This is a genomic window from Algiphilus sp., assembly GCF_023145115.1.
GTDB lineage: Bacteria > Pseudomonadota > Gammaproteobacteria > Nevskiales > Nevskiaceae > Algiphilus.
In genome coordinates this window covers 1-17,543 of record NZ_JAGLEJ010000048.1, presented here as the reverse complement: position 1 = coordinate 17,543, position 17,543 = coordinate 1, and the positions used below count along the sequence as shown (strand labels likewise).

Sequence of the window (17,543 nt, the reverse complement as noted above, 5' to 3'; positions counted from 1 at the left end):
TCGGGTCCGCCGCAGCGGAGCTACTCGTCGTTGACCGGCGTATCGATGACCTTGCGACCGCGGTAGTAACCGTCGGCCGTGATGTGATGCCGCAGGTGCGTCTCGCCCGAGGTCGGATCGGTCGACAGGGCCGGCGCCTGAAGGGCGTCGTGCGCGCGACGATGACCGCGACGCGAACGGGACTTCTTTCTCTGCTGAACAGCCATTCTCTACTCTCCGTGCGGGCCCGGCGATCCACCGGCTCCGTGTAAGGCCTGCGCGCGTGCCTCGCACGCGCCGTCACTGCATTCTGGCAAATCGGGCACCGCGAGCAGCAGCTCGTCCTCGACCCGCTCCGCCAGCGGCAGCCTGTCATTCTCGCCGCGCCAGGTGTCGCTTTCCGCGATCCAGCGCGCCTCTTCCTCGTCCCCCTGCACCACCACCACCGAAAAGCGCAGCGCAAGGGGCCACTGCACGACTGCCAGGCACCGCCGGCATGTCACCGGCAGCTCCCCTTCCGCGCTACCGGCAATGCGATAGATCGCCGTACCGGGGCTTTCCCCGCTGAGCCGAACGGTGATCGACCAGCCGGAGTCCGCGAGCGCTGCTGACAGACGGGGAAGCTGCTCGGCCACCAGCGTGGCCTCGGCATGCCCGCGGCCACCGCAGAAGCGCACTATGTCGACCGTCCGCGGCAAGCCTTGGGTGCCCATTGCGGGCGCGATGATAGACAGCACGGCCGATTTCGTCAAAATGCCGGCGTGCCCGCGTACCGTCACCGCCCCGCCATGCCGTCTTCTCCGCCGCTGCTGCTCGCATCGACGTCGCCCTACCGCAGCCGTCTGCTGGAGCGGCTGGGTCTGACCTTCGAACGCTGCGACCCGGACGTCGATGAAGCCGCCGAGCCCGCTCTCGACCCGGCAACACGCGCGCGCCGGCTGGCGCTGGCCAAGGCGCGCGCCGGCGCCGCCCGCCACCCCGGGCACTGGACCATCGGTTCGGACCAGGTCGCGGCGTGCGAGGGCGATATCCTGCACAAGCCCGGCAGCCGCACGGCCCAGATAGCGCAGCTGCACCGCTTGTCCGGGCGCGAGGCGCGCTTCCACACCGCCGTCGCGCTGGTGGTGCCGCCGCTCCGGCCCGGTGCCCGCGCTCGCGCGCGCCACGCCACCGTGCTGACCCGCGTGCGCTTCCGCACCCTCGACGACGGCACCATCGCGCGCTACGCGGATGCAGAGCCGGCCGTCGACTGCTGCGGCGGCTTCCGGTGCGAGGGGCTCGGCATCGCGCTGTTCGACGCCGTCCGCGGCAGCGACCCGACCGCGCTGGAAGGACTGCCGCTCATGGCCACCGCGCGCCTGCTGCGCGCGGCCGGCCTGGCAGTGCCCTGAGCGCTACAGCGCGGCGTCGTCGCGCAGCTTGACCAGCGCCCGCCCGGTGATCGTTCCGGCGACCAGCTCGTCACAGTACGCCGGCACCTCGTCGAGCCCGATGGTCCGGGTGACGATGTCGGCGAGCGCGCGCGGCTTCCACTCGCCAGCCAGGTGCTGCCACACCTGCTCGCGCAGCGGCCGCGGCGTTTCCACCGAGTGGATGCCGAGCAGCGAGACGCCGCGCAGGATGAAGGGCATGACCGTAGTCTTGAGCTCGACGCCGGCCGCCAGACCGATCGAGGCGATATTGCCGAAGGGGCGCACGCTGCGCGTCATGTCGGCCAGGGCGTCACCGCCGAGATTGTCGACCGCCCCGCCCCAGCGCGCCGATTCCAGCGGCTTGCCTCCGGTCCTGACGCCTTCCGGATCGAGCACCTCGGCGGCACCCAGCGCGCGCAGCCGCTCGGCGGCGTCGGCCTTGCCGGTGACCGCGGCCACCTCGTAGCCCAGTCCGGAGAGGATCTGGATGGCGACGCTGCCGACGCCGCCGGTCGCACCGTTGACCAGGACCGGGCCGAGATCGGGAATCTGCCGGTTGTCCTGCATGCGCACCACCGCCAGGGCGGCCGTGAAGCCGGCGGTGCCGAGCATCATGGCCTCGCGCAGGTCGAGCCCGTCGGGCAGCGGGATGACGGCCTCGGCCGGCAGACGCGCGCGCTGGGCGTAGCCCCCGTCGAGCGCCTCGCCGATGTTGCAGCCGGTGACCAGCACCTTCTGGCCCGGCCTCAGGGTGGGGTCGTCCGATTCGGCGACCACGCCGGAGAGATCGATGCCCGGCACGCACGGAAGCCGCCGCATGATGCGGCCCTTGCCGCTCACCGCCAGGGCATCCTTGTAGTTGACCGAGGACCAGTGCACATCGATGACCACATCGCCCTCGTTGAGCTGATCGGTGGTCAGGTCCTCGGCCTGGCAGCGTGTCTTCTTGTCGCCGGCGTCGTGAACGCGCAGGGCGCGGAAGCTGCTCATGGGTCATGCTCCTCGTCGATGGGTGGATGCAGCCAGCCAGCCCGGCAGCTCGACGATGCTCGCGAGCACGGTCAATGCCGGGCTGGCCCGCAGGCGGTCGGCCGAATGCGCGCCACCGTCGACAGCGATGGCCGGCACGCCGGCCGCCTCGGCCATCACCATATCGTAGTCGGTGTCACCGACCATCAGTGCGCGCTCGGGCGCAACCCCGGTGTGCTCGAGCAGCTCGTGCAGCATGCGCGGATGCGGCTTGGCCGCGGTCTCGTCGGCGGTCCGGGTGGCGATGAACGCCGCGTCCGCGAAGCGGTGGTGCATCAGCGCCCGGTCGAGCCCGACGCGGGATTTGCCGGTGGCCACCGCCAACCGGTACCCCCCCTGCCCGAGCGCGGTCAGCAGCTCGGGGACACCGGGATAGAGCGGCGCCTCCTCGTGCGTCCCGTCCACGACGCCGCGCCGATGCGCGAGCAGCTCGGCCTCGAGCCGGGCGGGATCGCGGTCGGGATACAGCAGCTGCAGACCGTCACGGAATCCGAGTCCGATCAGCGCTCGGATGGCGTCATCGTCGCGCGGCGGCAGTCCCAGCGCCGCGATGGCGCGCTGCATGCCGGCGACGATGGGGCCCGTCGAATCGGCAAGCGTCCCATCCCAGTCGAAGACGATGAGCTCGAACGCGGCGCTCATCGCGCCGCCTCGAGCCGGGTCATGACGGCGCGCAGCTCGTCGGGAAGCGGACTCTCCGCCAGCACCGGCGGGAAGGTGCCGGTCGCCGGCAGCGCCAGCCGGTGCGCGTGCAGGAAGAGGCGCCTGAGCTGGCCGCGTTCGCGCACGGCGCGCTGGAGCTGACGATCGCCGTACTTGCGATCGCCGGCCACCGGATGGCCGATCGATTCGGCGTGCGCCCGTATCTGGTGCATGCGGCCGGTGCCGATGCGGACCTCGCACAGCGTCGCCCAGCGTGTCGTGGTGAGCGGCACGAACTCCGACACCGCGGTCTTGCCGTCGTCACCGGTGCGCACGCGGCGCTCGCCATCCTCGCGCTCGATCACGAGACTGTCGCGAACCTCGCGGGAACCGCCCCGCCAGGCGCCGCAGCAGAGCGCGAGATAGCGCTTCCCGGCCTCACCGCTGGCAAAGGCGTCCTGCGCGCGCAGAAGGGCCTGCCTCGACTTGGCCAGCAGCATGATCCCGCTGGTATCGCGATCCAGCCGATGCGCGAGCTCGACGTAGTCGTGGCGCTCCCAGGCGCGCACCACCTCGATGACGCCGAAATCCGCGCCACTGCCGGAATGGGCGGGCAGACCCGCGGGCTTGTCGATGATCAGGTAGTCCGCGTCCTCGGAGATGATCGCGTCGCGCAGGCGGCGCAGCAGATCGTCGGGCGGCCGCCGCACGACCCGCTCCTCGGACTTGACCGGGGGCACGCGGACTGTCTCGCCGCCGCGCAGGCGCCGGTGCGGCTTGACACGACCGCCGTCCACCCGGACCTGACCCGAGCGCAGCAAGCGATAGACGTGCGATCGCGGCACGCCGTCCAGGACCCCCAGCAGGAAGTTGTCGATACGCTGCCCGTCGTGCTGGTGATCCACGACGATGTGGCGGACTTGTGAAACGCGCGTGGACACAGGCACACTATCGGTTGATTGCACGCGATTCCCGGTCAGCTATCGCATCTGCCCGCAAGATCGCGCCAGTTTGCTGCATGCACCGTATCGAACGATGCGCCGGCTGCGGTTGCTGGATGCCGAGAGGCATTGCCATCGAAATTATCGTTGCCGCGCTCGCGCGCGGCAGTTACCACCGCATACCGCGGCTGGACGAGAGAATAACGATTCAGGCGCGCAAGCGCGCGTCCCGTCAATTGACAGCCAATCCGAACCGATGCCCGCCTTGCCCGCAGCCCGCGTTCCGTCGCTGATCCGGCGTCGCCGGACAGTCGGCCGCGCCCGTTACGGCTGCGCGCAACGCGCCGCCGCCACGGCCTGCGCGACGGTCATCCTGAATCGCTCCGCCGTCCGCGGTTGCGCTCACCAGAGGCGAGCGAACCCGCACCATGAAACGCATCCTGATCAACGCGACGCAGCAGGAAGAGCTGCGCGTTGCCATCGTCGACGGCCAGAAGCTCCTTGATCTAGACATCGAAACCGCCGCGCGCGAGCAGAAGAAGGCCAACATCTACAAGGGCCGGATCACGCGTGTCGAGCCATCGCTGGAGGCCTGCTTCGTCGACTACGGCGCCGAGCGCCACGGCTTCCTCCCGCTCAAGGAGATCGCGCCGGAGTACCTCAAGGGCCAGCCGGGCAACGCCGCGAAGGTTGCCGAGCAGATCTCCGAGGGCCAGGAGATCATCGTCCAGGTCGAGAAGGAGCAGCGCGGCACCAAGGGCGCGGCGCTCTCCACCTTCGTTTCCCTGGCCGGCCGCTTCCTCGTCCTGATGCCGAACAACCCCCGCGCCGGCGGCATATCGCGGCGCGTGGAAGGTGAGGAGCGCGACGAGCTGCGCGAGACGCTCAGTCAGGTCAGCTGCCCCGACGGCATGGGCGTCATCGTGCGCACCAACGGCATCGGCCGCACCGCCGAGGAAGTGCAGTGGGATCTCGACTACCTGGTCGAGATCTGGAGCGCCATCAGCACCGCGGCCAGCGAGCGCAAGGCGCCGTTCCTGATCTACCAGGAGTCCAACATCATCCTGCGCGCGCTGCGCGACTACCTGCGCCCGGACATCGGCGAGGTCATCATCGACAACGTCGAGCTCTACGAGCAGGCGCAGGCCCATCTCGCCCACGTCATGCCATCGACGCTGCCGCGCCTGAAGCTCTACTCCGACAGCATTCCGCTGTTCTCGCGCTTCCAGGTCGAATCGCAGATCGAGACCGCGCATCAGCGGTTGGTCAACCTGCCTTCGGGCGGCTCCATCGTCATCGACCGCACCGAGGCGTTGACGTCGATCGACATCAACAGTGCACGCGCCACCGGCGGCAAGGACATCGAGGAGACGGCGCTGCAGACCAACCTCGAGGCGGCCGAGGAGATCGCGCGCCAGCTCCGTCTGCGCGACGTCGGCGGCCTGGTGGTCATCGACTTCATCGACATGAGCGCCAACCGCAATCAGCGGCAGGTCGAGGAAAAGCTGCGCAAGGCCGCCGAGCGCGACCGCGCGCGCATCCAGACCGGACGGATCTCCCGCTTCGGCCTCATGGAGATGTCGCGGCAGCGCATGCGCCCCGCGCTCGGCGAGCACACGCACCAGACCTGCCCGCGCTGCGACGGACACGGGCATATCCGCAGCGTCGAGTCCCTGGCGCTCTCCCTGCTGCGCCTCATCGAAGAGGAGTGCATGAAGGAGAAGACCGGGCGCGTCATCGCACAGGTGCCGGTGGATGTCGCCGCCTTCCTGCTCAACGAGAAGCGCGCGGTGGTACACGAGATCGAGGCCCGCAACCAGGCCGACGTGCTCATCGTGCCCAACTCGTCGCTGCTGACGCCCCGCTTCGAGATCACGCGCGAGAAGGCCGACGGCAAGCAGCAGAAAACGGAGCAGGCCGCCAGCTACCGCCTGAGCGAGGATTTCGCGGCATCGGAATACGCGCAGCAGCTCGCGCGCAAGGACAAGGGCGGAACCCCCGAGCAACCCGCCGTCGGCATGATGCGGCCGTCGACACCACCACCGGCGGCCAGCACGGATGCCGAGGACGCGACCACGGAAGCACCCGCCGCCACCCCGGAAGCCGCCGCTGCAGTGGCGGCCGGCCCGGGCCTGTGGCAGCGCATCAAGGCATGGTTCTCGTCGCCGCAGCCCGCCGCGGAGACCCCCGCGAGCAAGAACGCGTCCGAAACCTCCGGGAGCGACGGCGATCAGGCCCAGGGCGGCGGCCGCCGTCGCGACCAGCGCGCGGGACGTCAGTCGAACGGTGGCAGTGGAGAGCGCAACCGCCGCGGCGGCCAGGCGACGCGCAAGAACGCGGGCGGCAATCGCCAGCGCAACAACAAGCAGCAGCGTTCCAACGAAGGCAACGCGCAGAAGTCCGCTGCCAAGCAGCAACAGCAGTCTGCCGACGAGTCCAGGCCGCGCAGTGACGAGGCTTCGGGCAGCAACGCGCAGAAGCGTCGCAACGACAGCGCCGGGAACGACAGCCCCAAGGCTGCAGCCTCCGCGCCCGCGCCGAGCGCCGAGCCAGCCCCCGAGAGCGCCGCCCCCGCCGCCGAGAGCACCAGTGCTTCGGCCAGCGGTGGCGCCGGCGAATCGGCCGAAGGCACCGGTCGCCGTCGCCGCCGTCGCCGCGGCGGCCGCAACCGTCGCCGTTCCGGCAATGCCACCAGCGCGAATGGCAACGAGAATGCCGCCGGGAATGCCGGGGCGGCTGCAACCGCGTCCGACAGCAGTGACGACGACAGCAGCGCCTCGAATCCGGCCCACGATGTCCCGCGCGACAAGACCGGCGATGATGCAGCCGCGCCCCCGGTTGCCGCCGGTCCCGAAGACTCGTCGACCGTGACCGATGCGGTGAGCGAGGCACGCACCGCGGCGAGCACCGCTGACGCCGAAGCCGACATCGAGGCCTTGGATCACACCACCACCGCTTCCGGCGACAGCCCCGCTGCATCGGACGCCGTCGCGACCGCGGCAAGCGCTACCGCGGCCGAAGACGATCAGGATGCCGCGGCCGCACCGACCGCGCGGAGCATTCCTGCCGATCGCATCCCTGCACCGCCCGCGCCGGTGGCCGTTCCAGCCCTCGTTGCCGCTCAACCCGCTGACGCCCCCGACGACGATGTCCAGTCCGACGCCGCGGACGACACGGTGAGCGCGGTAGTGGATGACGAGCCCGCCGCGCCGGCCGATCCCGCAGCCGAGATCGCCGATGAGGCAAGCGAAGCTGCGGATGCGGAGCCGGAGCCGACCGACGCCCGGGCGGAGGATGCGACAACCGAAACCGCTGCGGAAGCTGAGGTTGAGCTTCTGGCCGAAGCTGACGCCGAAGCCGAAGCCGAAGCCGAAGCCGAAGCCGAAGCCGAAGCCGACCAGGATGACGCTTCCGAGCCCGCGGACGCGAGCGCCGACGCCGACGCCGACGCATTCCTGCCCCGGCTGATCCAGCCCGGAAACGACACCGGAGCGGATTCACCAACCGTGGAGGCCTCGCCGCACGCCGCGGCACCGACCGATCCGGCGCCATCACCCTCCGGCGACAGCGATTTCGTCCCGCGCCTCATCGCGGCCGCCGAGGACACAACCGATACGGAACCGGAGGGCGACGACGCGGCCGCGGCGCTGGAAGCGACAAGCGCCGGGGCCGACGAGGCTGACGAAAGCGACACGGACGCCACTGTCGACGACGATGACGCGGGCGCAGGCGACGGCACTCGACAGGCGGGCCAGAGCGGAGGCGGCTACTGACGGCCGACGCAGCCTCCGACCCGTTGACGCGGCTGCGCGCGCGCATCGGCGCGCGCCTCCGCGTGGACGGGCGTGACTGGGTACTGCACGACGTTCTGACGCGCGAAGCGCGTCTCGTGCTGCGCGCTACCGCTTCCGATCACCGCGCGCTGCAAGCCGACCAGCACGGCGACCCGCGGCGCCTTGCCCCCGTTCTCCGCGAGGAGCCCGTGTACGCCGGAGACAGGGGCAGCAACGAGCCCGCCGAAATCGCCGCGCGCATCCTGGCTCAGCCAGCGCTGACATCAGGCGGCTGACGTCAGCGGGCGGCTCCACAGGGCCCGGCCCCTCTTCCATCGCACCGAATGACGGCCGGGCGGCCGCCTCGCCGCCGCCAGCCCCGGCTGCACGCGCCGTGCGCGACGCACCGCGCGATCTGCGGCCGCAAATTTCCGACAACTGCAGGAAAATAATGACGCATGCGTCACTGTCTATCGGCGCGATGTGCGCGGACTATGACGGTTTCGTCATTTTATTCGCCGACCACATGTAAGTTGCTGTTTAAATTCGACTTATTTTGTGCGGTGCGACATTGACAGTCCGGCCGGCGCCCCGTATACTGCAACGCAGCAAAACGGAGATGAAAAAAAGCCCGCTCGGGGCGGGCCAATTTTCTGAAACGTTTTTAACCAGGTCTCCTCCAGAAAGACCTCTGTGTCTTTCTCGCACTTGGCCCCCTGCTCGCAGGGGGCTTTTTTTGTGCGCTATTTATGCCTTACTGCAGCGTTCAGCGCAAGTACTTGTGGTGCTGAATGCACTGTAGCGGGGCACTGATGCGCCCCGCTACAGCAACCGGTCAGGCCTCGGTGGCGAGTGCCTTCATGGACAGTCGGATACGCCCCTGCTTGTCGACCTCGAGCACCTTCACGCGTACGACCTCGCCCTCCTTGAGCACGTCCGCGACATTCTCGACCCGCTCTTCGGCGATCTGCGAGATGTGCACCAGGCCGTCCTTTCCGGGCAGGATCGTGACGAAGGCACCGAAGTCCATGATGCGCGCCACCTTGCCCTCGTAGATGTCACCGGCCTCGACGTCGCGCGTCAGTGCCTGGATGCGCGAGATGGCGTCGTCGGTGGCCTTCTTGTCCACGGCCGAGATCCGCACCACGCCATCGTCATCGATATCGATGGTCGCGCCGGTTTCCTTGGTCAGCGCCTGGATGGTCGCCCCACCCTTGCCGATGACCTCGCGGATCTTGTCGGGATGGATCTTGAGGGTGGTGATGCGCGGCGCCCACTCGCTCATCTCGTCGCGCGGCGACGCCAGCACCTTGTTCATCTCGCCGAGAATGTGCATGCGTGCCTCGTGCGCCTGCTCCAGCGCCTGACGCATGATCTCGCCGGTGATGCCGTTGATCTTGATGTCCATCTGCAGCGCGGTCACGCCCTCGGCGGTACCGGCCACCTTGAAGTCCATGTCGCCCAGGTGATCCTCGTCGCCGAGGATATCGGTGAGCACCGCGTGGCGCTCGCCTTCCTTGATCAGCCCCATCGCGACACCGGCGACCGGCGCCTTGATGGGCACGCCGGCGTCCATCAGCGAAAGGCAGCCGCCACAGACGGTCGCCATCGACGAGGAGCCGTTCGACTCGGTGACTTCCGAGACGATGCGCACGACGTAGGGAAACTCCTTCTCCAGGTCCGGCATGACCGCCGCCAGAGCGCGCTTGGCGAGCCGGCCGTGGCCGACCTCGCGCCGCTTGGTGACGAGACGGCCGGTCTCCCCGACGCAGTACGGCGGGAAGTTGTAGTGCAGCAGGAAGGGTTCCTTGTAGGTCTGGTCGATGGCATCGATCAACTGGGCATCACGCGCGGTGCCCAGCGTGGTGATGGCCACGACCTGGGTCTCGCCGCGCGTGAACACGGCGGAGCCGTGCGTGCGCGGCAGCGCCTTGGCCTCGATCGAGATCGGGCGGACGGTGCGCGTGTCGCGCCCGTCGATGCGCGGGTTGCCGTCGAGGATGCGGTTGCGCACGACCTCGGCCTCGAGATCGTGCAGCGCCTCGTTGACCTGGCGCTCGCTGAAGGCCGGTGCTTCGCCGCTGCACAGCGCCTCGCGGGCGCTCGCGCGGACGACGTCGAGCTGATCGCGGCGCTCGATCTTGTCGGTGATCGAGAAGGCTTCGGCAACGCCGCTGCCCGCGACTTCGCGAACCTTGGCGAGAATAGCCTCGCCGTCCGCCGCCGGCTGCCAGTCCCAGCGCGGCTGGCCGGCCTTGGAGACGAGCTCGTTGATGGCGTCGATGGCGGCCTGCATCTGCTCGTGCCCGAACAGCACGGCGCCCAGCATGACCTCCTCGGAAAGACCCTTGGCCTCCGACTCCACCATCAGCACGGCTTCCTTGGTGCCGGCTATGACGAGATCGAGCTCCGAACCCTCGAGCTCGGTCGCGGAGGGGTTCAGCTTGTAGGCACCGTCGGCATAACCCACGCGTACCGCGCCGATGGGCCCCTCGAAGGGCACGCCGCACAGGGCGACGGCGGCGGAGGCGCCGATCATGGCGGGAATGTCGCCGTCGACGTCAGGGTTGAGGGAGAGCACCGTGGCGATGATCTGCACCTCGTTCATGAAGCCGTCCGGGAACAGCGGACGCAGTGGCCGGTCGATCAGGCGGCTGGTCAGCGTCTCCTTCTCGGTCGGGCGCCCCTCGCGGCGGAAGAAGCTGCCGGGGATGCGGCCGCCGGCGTAGGAACGCTCCTGGTAGTCGACGGTGAGCGGGAAGAAGGCCTGGTCGGGGCGCGCATCCTTGCGCGCGACCACGGTCACGAGGACGACGGTCTCGTCCATGGTCACCTTGACCGCGCCGCTCGCCTGGCGGGCCATCGCGCCGGTCTCTAGGGTGACGGTGCGACCGCCGAACGAAAAGGAAGTGCTAACGCGCGTGCTATCGGGCGCCATGGCGTACCTCGGTCTGAAGGGGCAAGGAAGCGGGTGACCGGCTTAGCGGCGCAGGCCCAGCTCGGTGATCAGCTTCTGGTAGCGACCGACGTCCTTGCGCTTCAGGTAGTCCAGCAGCTTGCGGCGCTGATTGACCATCTTCAGCAGCCCGCGACGCGAATGATGGTCCTTCTTGTTCTTCTCGAAGTGCGGGCCGAGCGTCTTGATGCGCTCGGACAGCAGGGCTACCTGCACCTCGGGCGAACCGGTGTCGTTGGGCTCGCGCTGGAACTTCTCGACGACAGCACGCTTCGCTTCAGGATCAAGAGCCATATACTACTCCGAGATTGTCAGTATTCGTCATCATCAAGCCCGACATTGTAGCGGGCCATTTGGCGCGCGCACAAGCGCCTGCGCCCATTCCGTGCAGCGAGAGGGCCACTACGGTGCAGCGGTCTGCATCATGCGGCGCGGCGCTACCATGCCGTCGGCATTGATCTCGCCAAGCGCCAGCAGCACATCGCCGGGTCCGTAGATGGCGACCCGGCCGGCCGACGGCGCCGACGCCACCCGCACCGCCTCGCCGCGCGAGAGATAGAACGCCCGGGCGGCATCGAGCGCCACTCCGGGCCAGTCGGCGAGCGCCGCGGACGGTGGCAGGAGCAGCGCGTCGAGCGCCTCCGCGCCCTGCTCGGCAGCGGCCTCGATCTCGGCCATGGTACGCAGCGCATCACCGGGGAACGGCGACACCGCGTCCCGGTGCAGTCGCGCAACATGCGCCTCGGTGCCGACACTGGCGGCCAGATCCTCGACCAGCGTACGCACGTAGGTGCCCTTCGAGCACCGGACGCGCAGCGTGAAACGCTCGGGTGACCAATCAAGGATCTCCAGGGCATGGATGGTGACGGTGCGCGCGGCCCGTTCGACCTCGCCCCCCTCGCGCGCGATCTCGTAGAGCCGGCGTCCCTGGTGATGCACGGCCGAATGCATCGGCGGAATCTGCTGAATGGGGCCGATGAAGTCCGCGAGGGCCGATTCCATCCGCTCGCGGGGCGGACGCGCATCGGAATGCGCGACGACCCCGCCTTCGGCGTCACCGGTACTGGTGCGCTGCCCCACCGCCACGCCGACGGTGTACTGCTTGTCGGCATCGAGCAGGTAGTGGCTCAGCTTCGTGCTGGGCCCGAAGCAGACCGGCAGCATGCCGGTCGCCAGCGGGTCGAGACTCCCGGTGTGCCCGGCCTTGGCTGCGCTGTACAGCCGGCGCACGCGCTGCAGGGCATGGTTGGAACTGAGGCCTTCGGGCTTGTCGAGCAGCAGGATGCCGTTGACGTCGCGCATCCAGGCCTTGCGGCGTCGGCTCACGCGCCCTCCCCGTCGCTGTCCCGCGCCCGGGCCTGCCGGATGAGCTGGCTCATGGCGTCGGCATCATCGGGCAGCGTATCGGCGATGAACTGCAGCTCCGGCACACGGCGGATCTTGAGACGCTTGCCGAGCCAGCCTCGGAGACGACCGGCACGACGCGTCAGCTCGCCGCAGGCCTCATCGAGCGGCTTGCCGAGCCGCCCGACGTAGACCCGCGCATTGCGCAGATCGGGCGAGACATCGACCGAGGTGATCGAGACCCCCTCGAAGCACGGATCCGAGAAGTGCTCACGGATCAGCTCATCGAGCTCGCGCTGAAGCTGCGCCGATACCCGCGTGGCGCGGGGATACTCGCGATGGGAGGACATGACGCGGCCTCCGTCAGACCGGGTGCATCAACGACGGCCACCACTCTCTTCGGTCTTGATCTGGCGCCGCACCTCTTCGCGGTCGTAGCACTCGATCTGGTCGCCGACCTTGACGTCGTTGTAGTTCTTGACCGCGATGCCGCACTCGGTGCCGGCCTCGACCTTCTGGGCGTCGTCCTTGTGGCGGCGCAGCGATTCGAGCTCGCCCTCGTAGATGACGACCTGATCGCGCAGGACGCGAATGGGCAGGCCGCGGCGGACCTCGCCGTCGACCACGAGGCAGCCGGCGACGGCGCCGAAGGCGGAACTGCGGAAGACCTCGCGAACCTCGGCGGTTCCGACGATCTTCTCGCGCAGCTCGGTTCCGAGCAGGCCGGAGATGGCGTCGGAGACGTCGTCGATCACGTCATAGATGATCGAGTAGTAGCGCACATCCACACCCGTGGTCTGGATGCGCTGCCGCGCCTTGCCGTCGGCACGCGTGTTGAAGCCGATGATGATGGCCTCGGACGCCACGGCGAGATCGACGTCGGACTCCGAGATGCCACCGACCGCGGACGCCACGATGTTGACCTTGACCTCCTCGGAGGGAATCTTGGTCAGCGCTTCCGAGAGCGCCTCGATGGACCCCTGCACATCGCCGCGGATCATGATGTTCAGCGTCTTCTGCTCGCCGCTGCCCATCTGCTCGAAGGCCTGATCCAGGCGCACCGCCTGCGACTGCGCGAGCTTCTGCTCGCGGAGCTTCTTCTCGCGCAGGTCGGCGAGCTCGCGGGCCTTGCGCTCGTCGGTGACCGAGATGACCTCTTCGCCCGCATCGGGCGCACCGGACAGGCCGAGGATCTGCACCGGCGTGCTGGGTCCGGCGGCCTTGCAGGGCTTGCCGGCGTCGTCGAACATCGCGCGCACGCGGCCGAAATAGGGCCCCGCAAGCACGACATCGCCCTGACGCAGGGTGCCGCTGCGCACCAGCACGGTGGCGGTGGGGCCGCGGCCCTTCTCGACGCTGGACTCGATGATGGCGCCGCGCGCGACATCGTCGACCACCGCCTTGAGCTCCAGCAGCTCCGCCTGCAGCACCACCGAGTCGAGCAGTTCCTCGATGCCCTCGCCCGACTGGGAGGACACGGCCACGCACTGGATGTCGCCGCCCCAGTCCTCGACGACCACCTCTTCCTTGGTGAGCTCGGACTTGATGCGGTCGGGGTCGGCATCCTCCTTGTCGACCTTGGTGATCGCCACCACCATCGGCACGCCGGCGGCGCGCGCGTGCTGGATCGCCTCGCGCGTCTGCGGCATGACGCCGTCATCGGCGGCGATGATGAGGATCACGATGTCGGTGACCTGGGCGCCGCGGGCACGCATGCGCGTGAAGGCGGCGTGTCCCGGGGTGTCGAGGAAGGTGATGCTGCCGCGCGCGGTCGCCACGTTGTACGCGCCGATGTGCTGCGTGATGCCACCGGCCTCGCCGGATGCGACGCGCGACTTGCGGATGTAGTCCAGCAGCGAGGTCTTGCCGTGGTCGACGTGACCCATGACGGTCACGATCGGCGCCCGCGACTGCGCTTCGCTGGCCTCGTCCGAGCCGGCCGTGGCGGCGGCGAGCAGCGCGTCCTCCTCGGCGCCCTCGGACACCGGCCGCGGCCGATGTCCCATTTCCTCGACCACCAGGACAGCGGTGTCCTGATCGAGGGTCTGGTTGATGGTCGCCATCACGCCCATCTTCATGAGGACCTTGATGAGATCGCCGGTCTTGACGGCCATGGCCGCAGCCAGGTCGCCGACCGCAATCATCTCGGGAATGTCGACGTCGCGCACGACCGGCGCGGTCGGACGCTCGAAGCCGTGACGGGTCTCGACCTGCACGCGCGCCCGGCGCCCGCTCTTCTTCTCGCGACGACCGGACTTGCCGGCCTTGACGTGCAGCTCCTTGCGGGCCGCGCGATCGCGATCGGCACGTCCGGCCGGACGCGCCGGCGCGGGCGGCGCTTCGGCGGGCTGCTCGCGCTTCATCTCGGCCGCGCGGCGCAGGTTCTCGGCCGCACGCGAGCGCGACGCCATGGCCGCGCGACGCGCGGGATCCATGGCGGCTTCGGGATCGGCGGCAGGCGCCGGAGCGGGTGCAGGCTCGGCGGCGTCCTCGACGCCGGCATCCGCATCGGGTTCCGCCGCGGCGTCCTCGGCAGCGGGGGCGGCGGCTGCATCCGCAGCCGCGTCCGGTGCCGGCGCCTCCGCCTCGTCGTCCGTTTCGGCCGCCGACTCGGTCTCGGGAGCGGCCTCGTCCTCAGCGACCGCTTCCGCCTCGGGCTCGTCGGCCGGCTCGGTCGGCGCGTCCTGCGCCTCGGGCGGCTCGGGCGCCATCTCGGGCTCGGCAGCCGCTTCGGCGGCCGCACGCTCGCGCTCGGCGGCTTCGGCCTCGTCCTCGGCCTTGCGCTGACGCTCGGCTTCGGCGGCCTCTTCCTCGGCCTGCCGCGCCTTGGCCTGCTCGGCAGCGTCCAGCTCCGCCTGGGACGGCGGCTTCTCGTAGCTGCGCCGCTTGCGCACCTCGACGCTGACCGTCCGGGAGGCGGCGCCGCGACCACCACCGAGCTTGAGCTCGGTGGTGGTCTTGCGCTTCAGACTGACGCGCCCGCCGCCACCGGCCGCGGCAGCGGTGCTGCGCTTGGACCGGATGTGCTGCAGGAGAGCGGTCTTGTCGGCATCCGACAGCGTGGAATCCTCGTTTTCCACGCTGACGCCGGCTTCCCGCAGCTGCGTAAGCAGCGCATCGACGGGAATCTTCACTTCCGTGGCGAAATCTCGAACCGTTACCGAAGGCATGTCGTGTCAGCGTGTCCTGATGCAAATGGGGCGCAGTCGTCGCGTCTCAGCGCGGCGCGCCGGCGTCACTCAGCAAACCAGTGAGCGCGCGCGGCCATGATGATTTCTCCGGCGGCATCCTCTTCGATGCCGATGAGTTCGGCGAGTTCGTCGCTGCCGAGATCGGCGAGGTCGTCCCGCGTGCTCACGCCCTTGTCGGCAAGCGCGCGCGCCAACTCGTCGGTCATGCCGTCGACCTCGAACAGGTCGTCGGCGGGACCCTCGCCACCGGTGATGGCACTGGCCAGCAACGCGTCGCGCGCACGCGTGCGCAGCTCCTCGACGATGGATTCGTCGAACTCCTCGATCGCCAGCAGTTCCTGATCGGGAACGTAGGCAACCTCCTCCAGATTGGTGAAGCCTTCCTGCACCAGAATCTCCGCCACCTCTTCGTCGACGCCGAGCGATTCCATGAAGAGATTGCGGATCGCGGTGTTCTCTTCCTCGGTCTTGGCGGCGGCCTGCTCGCCTGTCATGACGTTGAGCGTCCAGCCGGTGAGCTCCGAGGCCAGCCGCACGTTCTGGCCGCCCCGGCCGATGGCCTGGGCGAGACGCTCCTCGTCGACCGCGATGACCATGGAGTGGGCATCCTCGTCCACGACGATGGATTCCACTTCGGCCGGCGCCATCGCGTTGATGACGAACTGCGCAACGTTCTCGTCCCACGGCACGATGTCGATGCGCTCGCCGGCGAGCTCGTTCGACACGCTCTGCACGCGCGAACCGCGCATGCCGACGCAGGCGCCGACCGGATCGATGCGCCGATCCTTGGCCTGCACCGCAATCTTGGCGCGCAGCCCCGGATCGCGCGCGGCGCCACGCAGCTCGATGAGCCCCTGCGCGATCTCGGGCACCTCGAGCTTGAACAGCTCGATGAGGAACTCCGGCAGCGTCCGCGACAGGAACAGCTGCGGTCCGCGCGGCTGCGGGCTGACCTCGTACAGATAACCACGCACGCGGTCGCCGATGCGCAGCGGCTCGCGCGGGATGAGATGGTCGCGCGGGATGATCGCTTCGGTGATGCCGCCGAGATCGACGATCACCGCGCCCCGCTCCATGCGCTTCACGATGCCGGTGATGAGCTCGCCCACGCGATCCTCGTAGGCCTCGACCACCTGCGCACGCTCGGCCTCGCGCACCTTCTGCACGATGACCTGCTTCGCGGCCTGCGCCGCGATGCGACCGAACTCCTCGTTCTCGAGCTGCTCCTCGATGTACTCGCCAACCTGGACACCGGGCTGCTCGGTCTCGGCGCGCGAGAAGAGCTTCTGGCGCACCGGCGACTCGAACTCGGGGTCCTCGTCATCGACCACCAGCCAGCGCCGATAGGTCTCGTACTCGCCACTTTCGCGGTCGATCGTGACGCGAACGTCGATGTCCTCGTGATAACGCTTCTTGGTCGCGGAGGCCAGCGCCGCTTCGATCGCCTCGAAGATGATCTCCCGCTCGACGCTCTTCTCGTTGGAGACCACGTCGACGACGGTCAGGACATTCTTGCCGTTCTTGTTCATGCCAGCAGCGATCCAGTCAGCAACCTATGAATAACGCGGCACCAGCCGCACCAGTTCGATCTCGTCCAGCGGAACCTGCAGGACGCCGTCCCCGCAGTCGACGCTGATACCGCCGTCGGCATGCGCCGACAGCACGCCGGTGTACTTGCGCCGGCCCTCGCGCGCTTCACTGAGCCAGACCCGCACCTTCTCGCCGAGGAAGCGGTCGAAATGCGCCGGCTTGGTCAGGGGCCGGTCGAGTCCGGGCGACGAGACCTCGAGATGGTATGCCCCGGGCAGCGGGTCCTCCACATCCAGCAGTGCCGAGACCTCGCGACTGACCGCCTCGCAATCCTCGACCTGTATGCCGCCGGGCGCATCGATGTAGAGCCGCAGAACCGCGTTATTGCCCGTGACGAACTCGACATGCACGAGCTCGAAGCCGGCGGCTTCGACCACCGGCTCGAGCAGATCGACGAGCTTGGATTCCATCACGGGCATGATCGTCAGGAACAAAAAGGCCCCGATAACCGGGGCCTTTCGCAAAACCGAAAGTTGGTAGCGGGGGCGGGCTACGGTCAATTTCTCACTGCACCGATCCGCATACCGATCCCCACACCACGGAGGCGCGGATTATAGCGACGGATGACGGGCGCGTGAAGCCCCGCCCACCCGACGAACGGTAGTTGCGGCGCTTGACCTACAGATAATGTAGGCGTATAGTGGGAACCGTGGATAGGGGGTCAGCCCACCACCCCATTCCCCGGG

General features: G+C 68.9%; 15 protein-coding genes. 3 read left to right on the top strand and 12 right to left on the bottom strand.

From position 1 onward, the window contains the following. Window positions 1–20 precede the first annotated feature (20 nt). The gene (rpmF, locus tag KAH28_RS15935) at window positions 21–206 is read right to left on the bottom strand and encodes a 50S ribosomal protein L32 (protein WP_290578329.1); all 186 of its coding nucleotides are present in this window, start codon (window positions 204–206) and stop codon (window positions 21–23) included. A gap of 3 nt (window positions 207–209) precedes the next feature. Further along, window positions 210–716, bottom strand: a complete 507-nt coding sequence (locus KAH28_RS15930; protein ID WP_290578327.1) for a DUF177 domain-containing protein — start codon at window positions 714–716, stop codon at window positions 210–212. Window positions 717–767: 51 nt separating this feature from the next. Between KAH28_RS15930 and KAH28_RS15925 the strand changes: the two genes are divergently transcribed. Then, complete coding sequence (locus KAH28_RS15925) at window positions 768–1,370, top strand: nucleoside triphosphate pyrophosphatase (protein WP_366918218.1); 603 nt, start codon at window positions 768–770, stop codon at window positions 1,368–1,370. Window positions 1,371–1,373: 3 nt separating this feature from the next. On the opposite strand, the gene KAH28_RS15920 is transcribed toward KAH28_RS15925, so the two are convergent. Genes KAH28_RS15920 through KAH28_RS15910 form a run of 3 tightly spaced genes read right to left on the bottom strand, consistent with a single transcriptional unit; the run spans window position 1,374 to window position 4,003 of the window. Next, window positions 1,374–2,381: a YhdH/YhfP family quinone oxidoreductase gene (locus tag KAH28_RS15920; RefSeq protein WP_290578323.1), complete on the bottom strand. Its 1,008-nt coding sequence runs from the start codon at window positions 2,379–2,381 to the stop codon at window positions 1,374–1,376. A gap of 3 nt (window positions 2,382–2,384) precedes the next feature. Further along, the gene (locus KAH28_RS15915; protein ID WP_290578321.1) at window positions 2,385–3,062 is read right to left on the bottom strand and encodes an HAD-IIIA family hydrolase; all 678 of its coding nucleotides are present in this window, start codon (window positions 3,060–3,062) and stop codon (window positions 2,385–2,387) included. Then, window positions 3,059–4,003 (bottom strand): RluA family pseudouridine synthase, encoded by a 945-nt coding sequence (locus tag KAH28_RS15910; protein WP_290578319.1) that lies wholly within the window; start codon window positions 4,001–4,003, stop codon window positions 3,059–3,061. Before KAH28_RS15910 ends, KAH28_RS15915 begins: the two co-directional genes overlap by 4 nt. A gap of 428 nt (window positions 4,004–4,431) precedes the next feature. On the opposite strand from KAH28_RS15910, the gene KAH28_RS15905 reads away from it, so the two are divergent. Beyond that, complete coding sequence (locus tag KAH28_RS15905) at window positions 4,432–7,776, top strand: Rne/Rng family ribonuclease (RefSeq protein WP_290578317.1); 3,345 nt, start codon at window positions 4,432–4,434, stop codon at window positions 7,774–7,776. Between the two features lie 23 nt (window positions 7,777–7,799). Continuing rightward, the gene (locus KAH28_RS15900) at window positions 7,800–8,072 is read left to right on the top strand and encodes a hypothetical protein (RefSeq protein ID WP_290578315.1); all 273 of its coding nucleotides are present in this window, start codon (window positions 7,800–7,802) and stop codon (window positions 8,070–8,072) included. Window positions 8,073–8,611: 539 nt separating this feature from the next. Here the strand turns inward: KAH28_RS15900 and pnp are convergent. From pnp to rimP, 7 genes are all read right to left on the bottom strand, one after another. Then, a complete protein-coding gene (gene pnp, locus KAH28_RS15895; RefSeq protein WP_290578313.1) occupies window positions 8,612–10,714 on the bottom strand; it encodes a polyribonucleotide nucleotidyltransferase in 2,103 nt (700 codons plus the stop codon). 42 nt (window positions 10,715–10,756) lie between these two features. Then, window positions 10,757–11,026, bottom strand: coding sequence for a 30S ribosomal protein S15 (rpsO, locus tag KAH28_RS15890; RefSeq protein ID WP_290578311.1), 270 nt, complete (start codon window positions 11,024–11,026; stop codon window positions 10,757–10,759). 108 nt (window positions 11,027–11,134) lie between these two features. After that, window positions 11,135–12,058 carry a tRNA pseudouridine(55) synthase TruB gene (gene truB / locus KAH28_RS15885; protein WP_290578309.1) on the bottom strand — a complete coding sequence of 308 codons (924 nt, stop codon included), beginning with the start codon at window positions 12,056–12,058 and terminating at the stop codon, window positions 11,135–11,137. After that, window positions 12,055–12,426 (bottom strand): 30S ribosome-binding factor RbfA, encoded by a 372-nt coding sequence (rbfA, locus tag KAH28_RS15880; RefSeq protein WP_290578307.1) that lies wholly within the window; start codon window positions 12,424–12,426, stop codon window positions 12,055–12,057. Before rbfA ends, truB begins: the two co-directional genes overlap by 4 nt. A gap of 27 nt (window positions 12,427–12,453) precedes the next feature. Further along, entirely contained in the window at window positions 12,454–15,246 is a 2,793-nt protein-coding gene (gene infB, locus KAH28_RS15875; RefSeq protein ID WP_290578305.1) for a translation initiation factor IF-2, read from the bottom strand. Window positions 15,247–15,311: 65 nt separating this feature from the next. Further along, window positions 15,312–16,796, bottom strand: a complete 1,485-nt coding sequence (nusA, locus tag KAH28_RS15870; protein WP_290578304.1) for a transcription termination factor NusA — start codon at window positions 16,794–16,796, stop codon at window positions 15,312–15,314. 24 nt (window positions 16,797–16,820) lie between these two features. Further along, window positions 16,821–17,267, bottom strand: coding sequence for a ribosome maturation factor RimP (gene rimP, locus KAH28_RS15865; protein WP_290578388.1), 447 nt, complete (start codon window positions 17,265–17,267; stop codon window positions 16,821–16,823). Between the last annotated feature and the right edge of the window lie 276 nt (window positions 17,268–17,543).

Excerpts from the sequence above, each read along its gene's own strand:
- KAH28_RS15905 (WP_290578317.1), top strand. The coding sequence starts at position 4,432 with ATGAAACGCATCCTGATCAACGCGACGCAGCAGGAAGAGCTGCGCGTT.
- KAH28_RS15915 (WP_290578321.1), bottom strand. The coding sequence starts at position 3,062 with ATGAGCGCCGCGTTCGAGCTCATCGTCTTCGACTGGGATGGGACGCTT.
- KAH28_RS15925 (WP_366918218.1), top strand. The coding sequence starts at position 768 with ATGCCGTCTTCTCCGCCGCTGCTGCTCGCATCGACGTCGCCCTACCGC.
- infB (WP_290578305.1), bottom strand. The coding sequence starts at position 15,246 with ATGCCTTCGGTAACGGTTCGAGATTTCGCCACGGAAGTGAAGATTCCC.
- rimP (WP_290578388.1), bottom strand. The coding sequence starts at position 17,267 with ATGGAATCCAAGCTCGTCGATCTGCTCGAGCCGGTGGTCGAAGCCGCC.
- pnp (WP_290578313.1), bottom strand. The coding sequence starts at position 10,714 with ATGGCGCCCGATAGCACGCGCGTTAGCACTTCCTTTTCGTTCGGCGGT.
- rpmF (WP_290578329.1), bottom strand. The coding sequence starts at position 206 with ATGGCTGTTCAGCAGAGAAAGAAGTCCCGTTCGCGTCGCGGTCATCGT.
- KAH28_RS15920 (WP_290578323.1), bottom strand. The coding sequence starts at position 2,381 with ATGAGCAGCTTCCGCGCCCTGCGCGTTCACGACGCCGGCGACAAGAAG.
- nusA (WP_290578304.1), bottom strand. The coding sequence starts at position 16,796 with ATGAACAAGAACGGCAAGAATGTCCTGACCGTCGTCGACGTGGTCTCC.
- rbfA (WP_290578307.1), bottom strand. The coding sequence starts at position 12,426 with ATGTCCTCCCATCGCGAGTATCCCCGCGCCACGCGGGTATCGGCGCAG.
- rpsO (WP_290578311.1), bottom strand. The coding sequence starts at position 11,026 with ATGGCTCTTGATCCTGAAGCGAAGCGTGCTGTCGTCGAGAAGTTCCAG.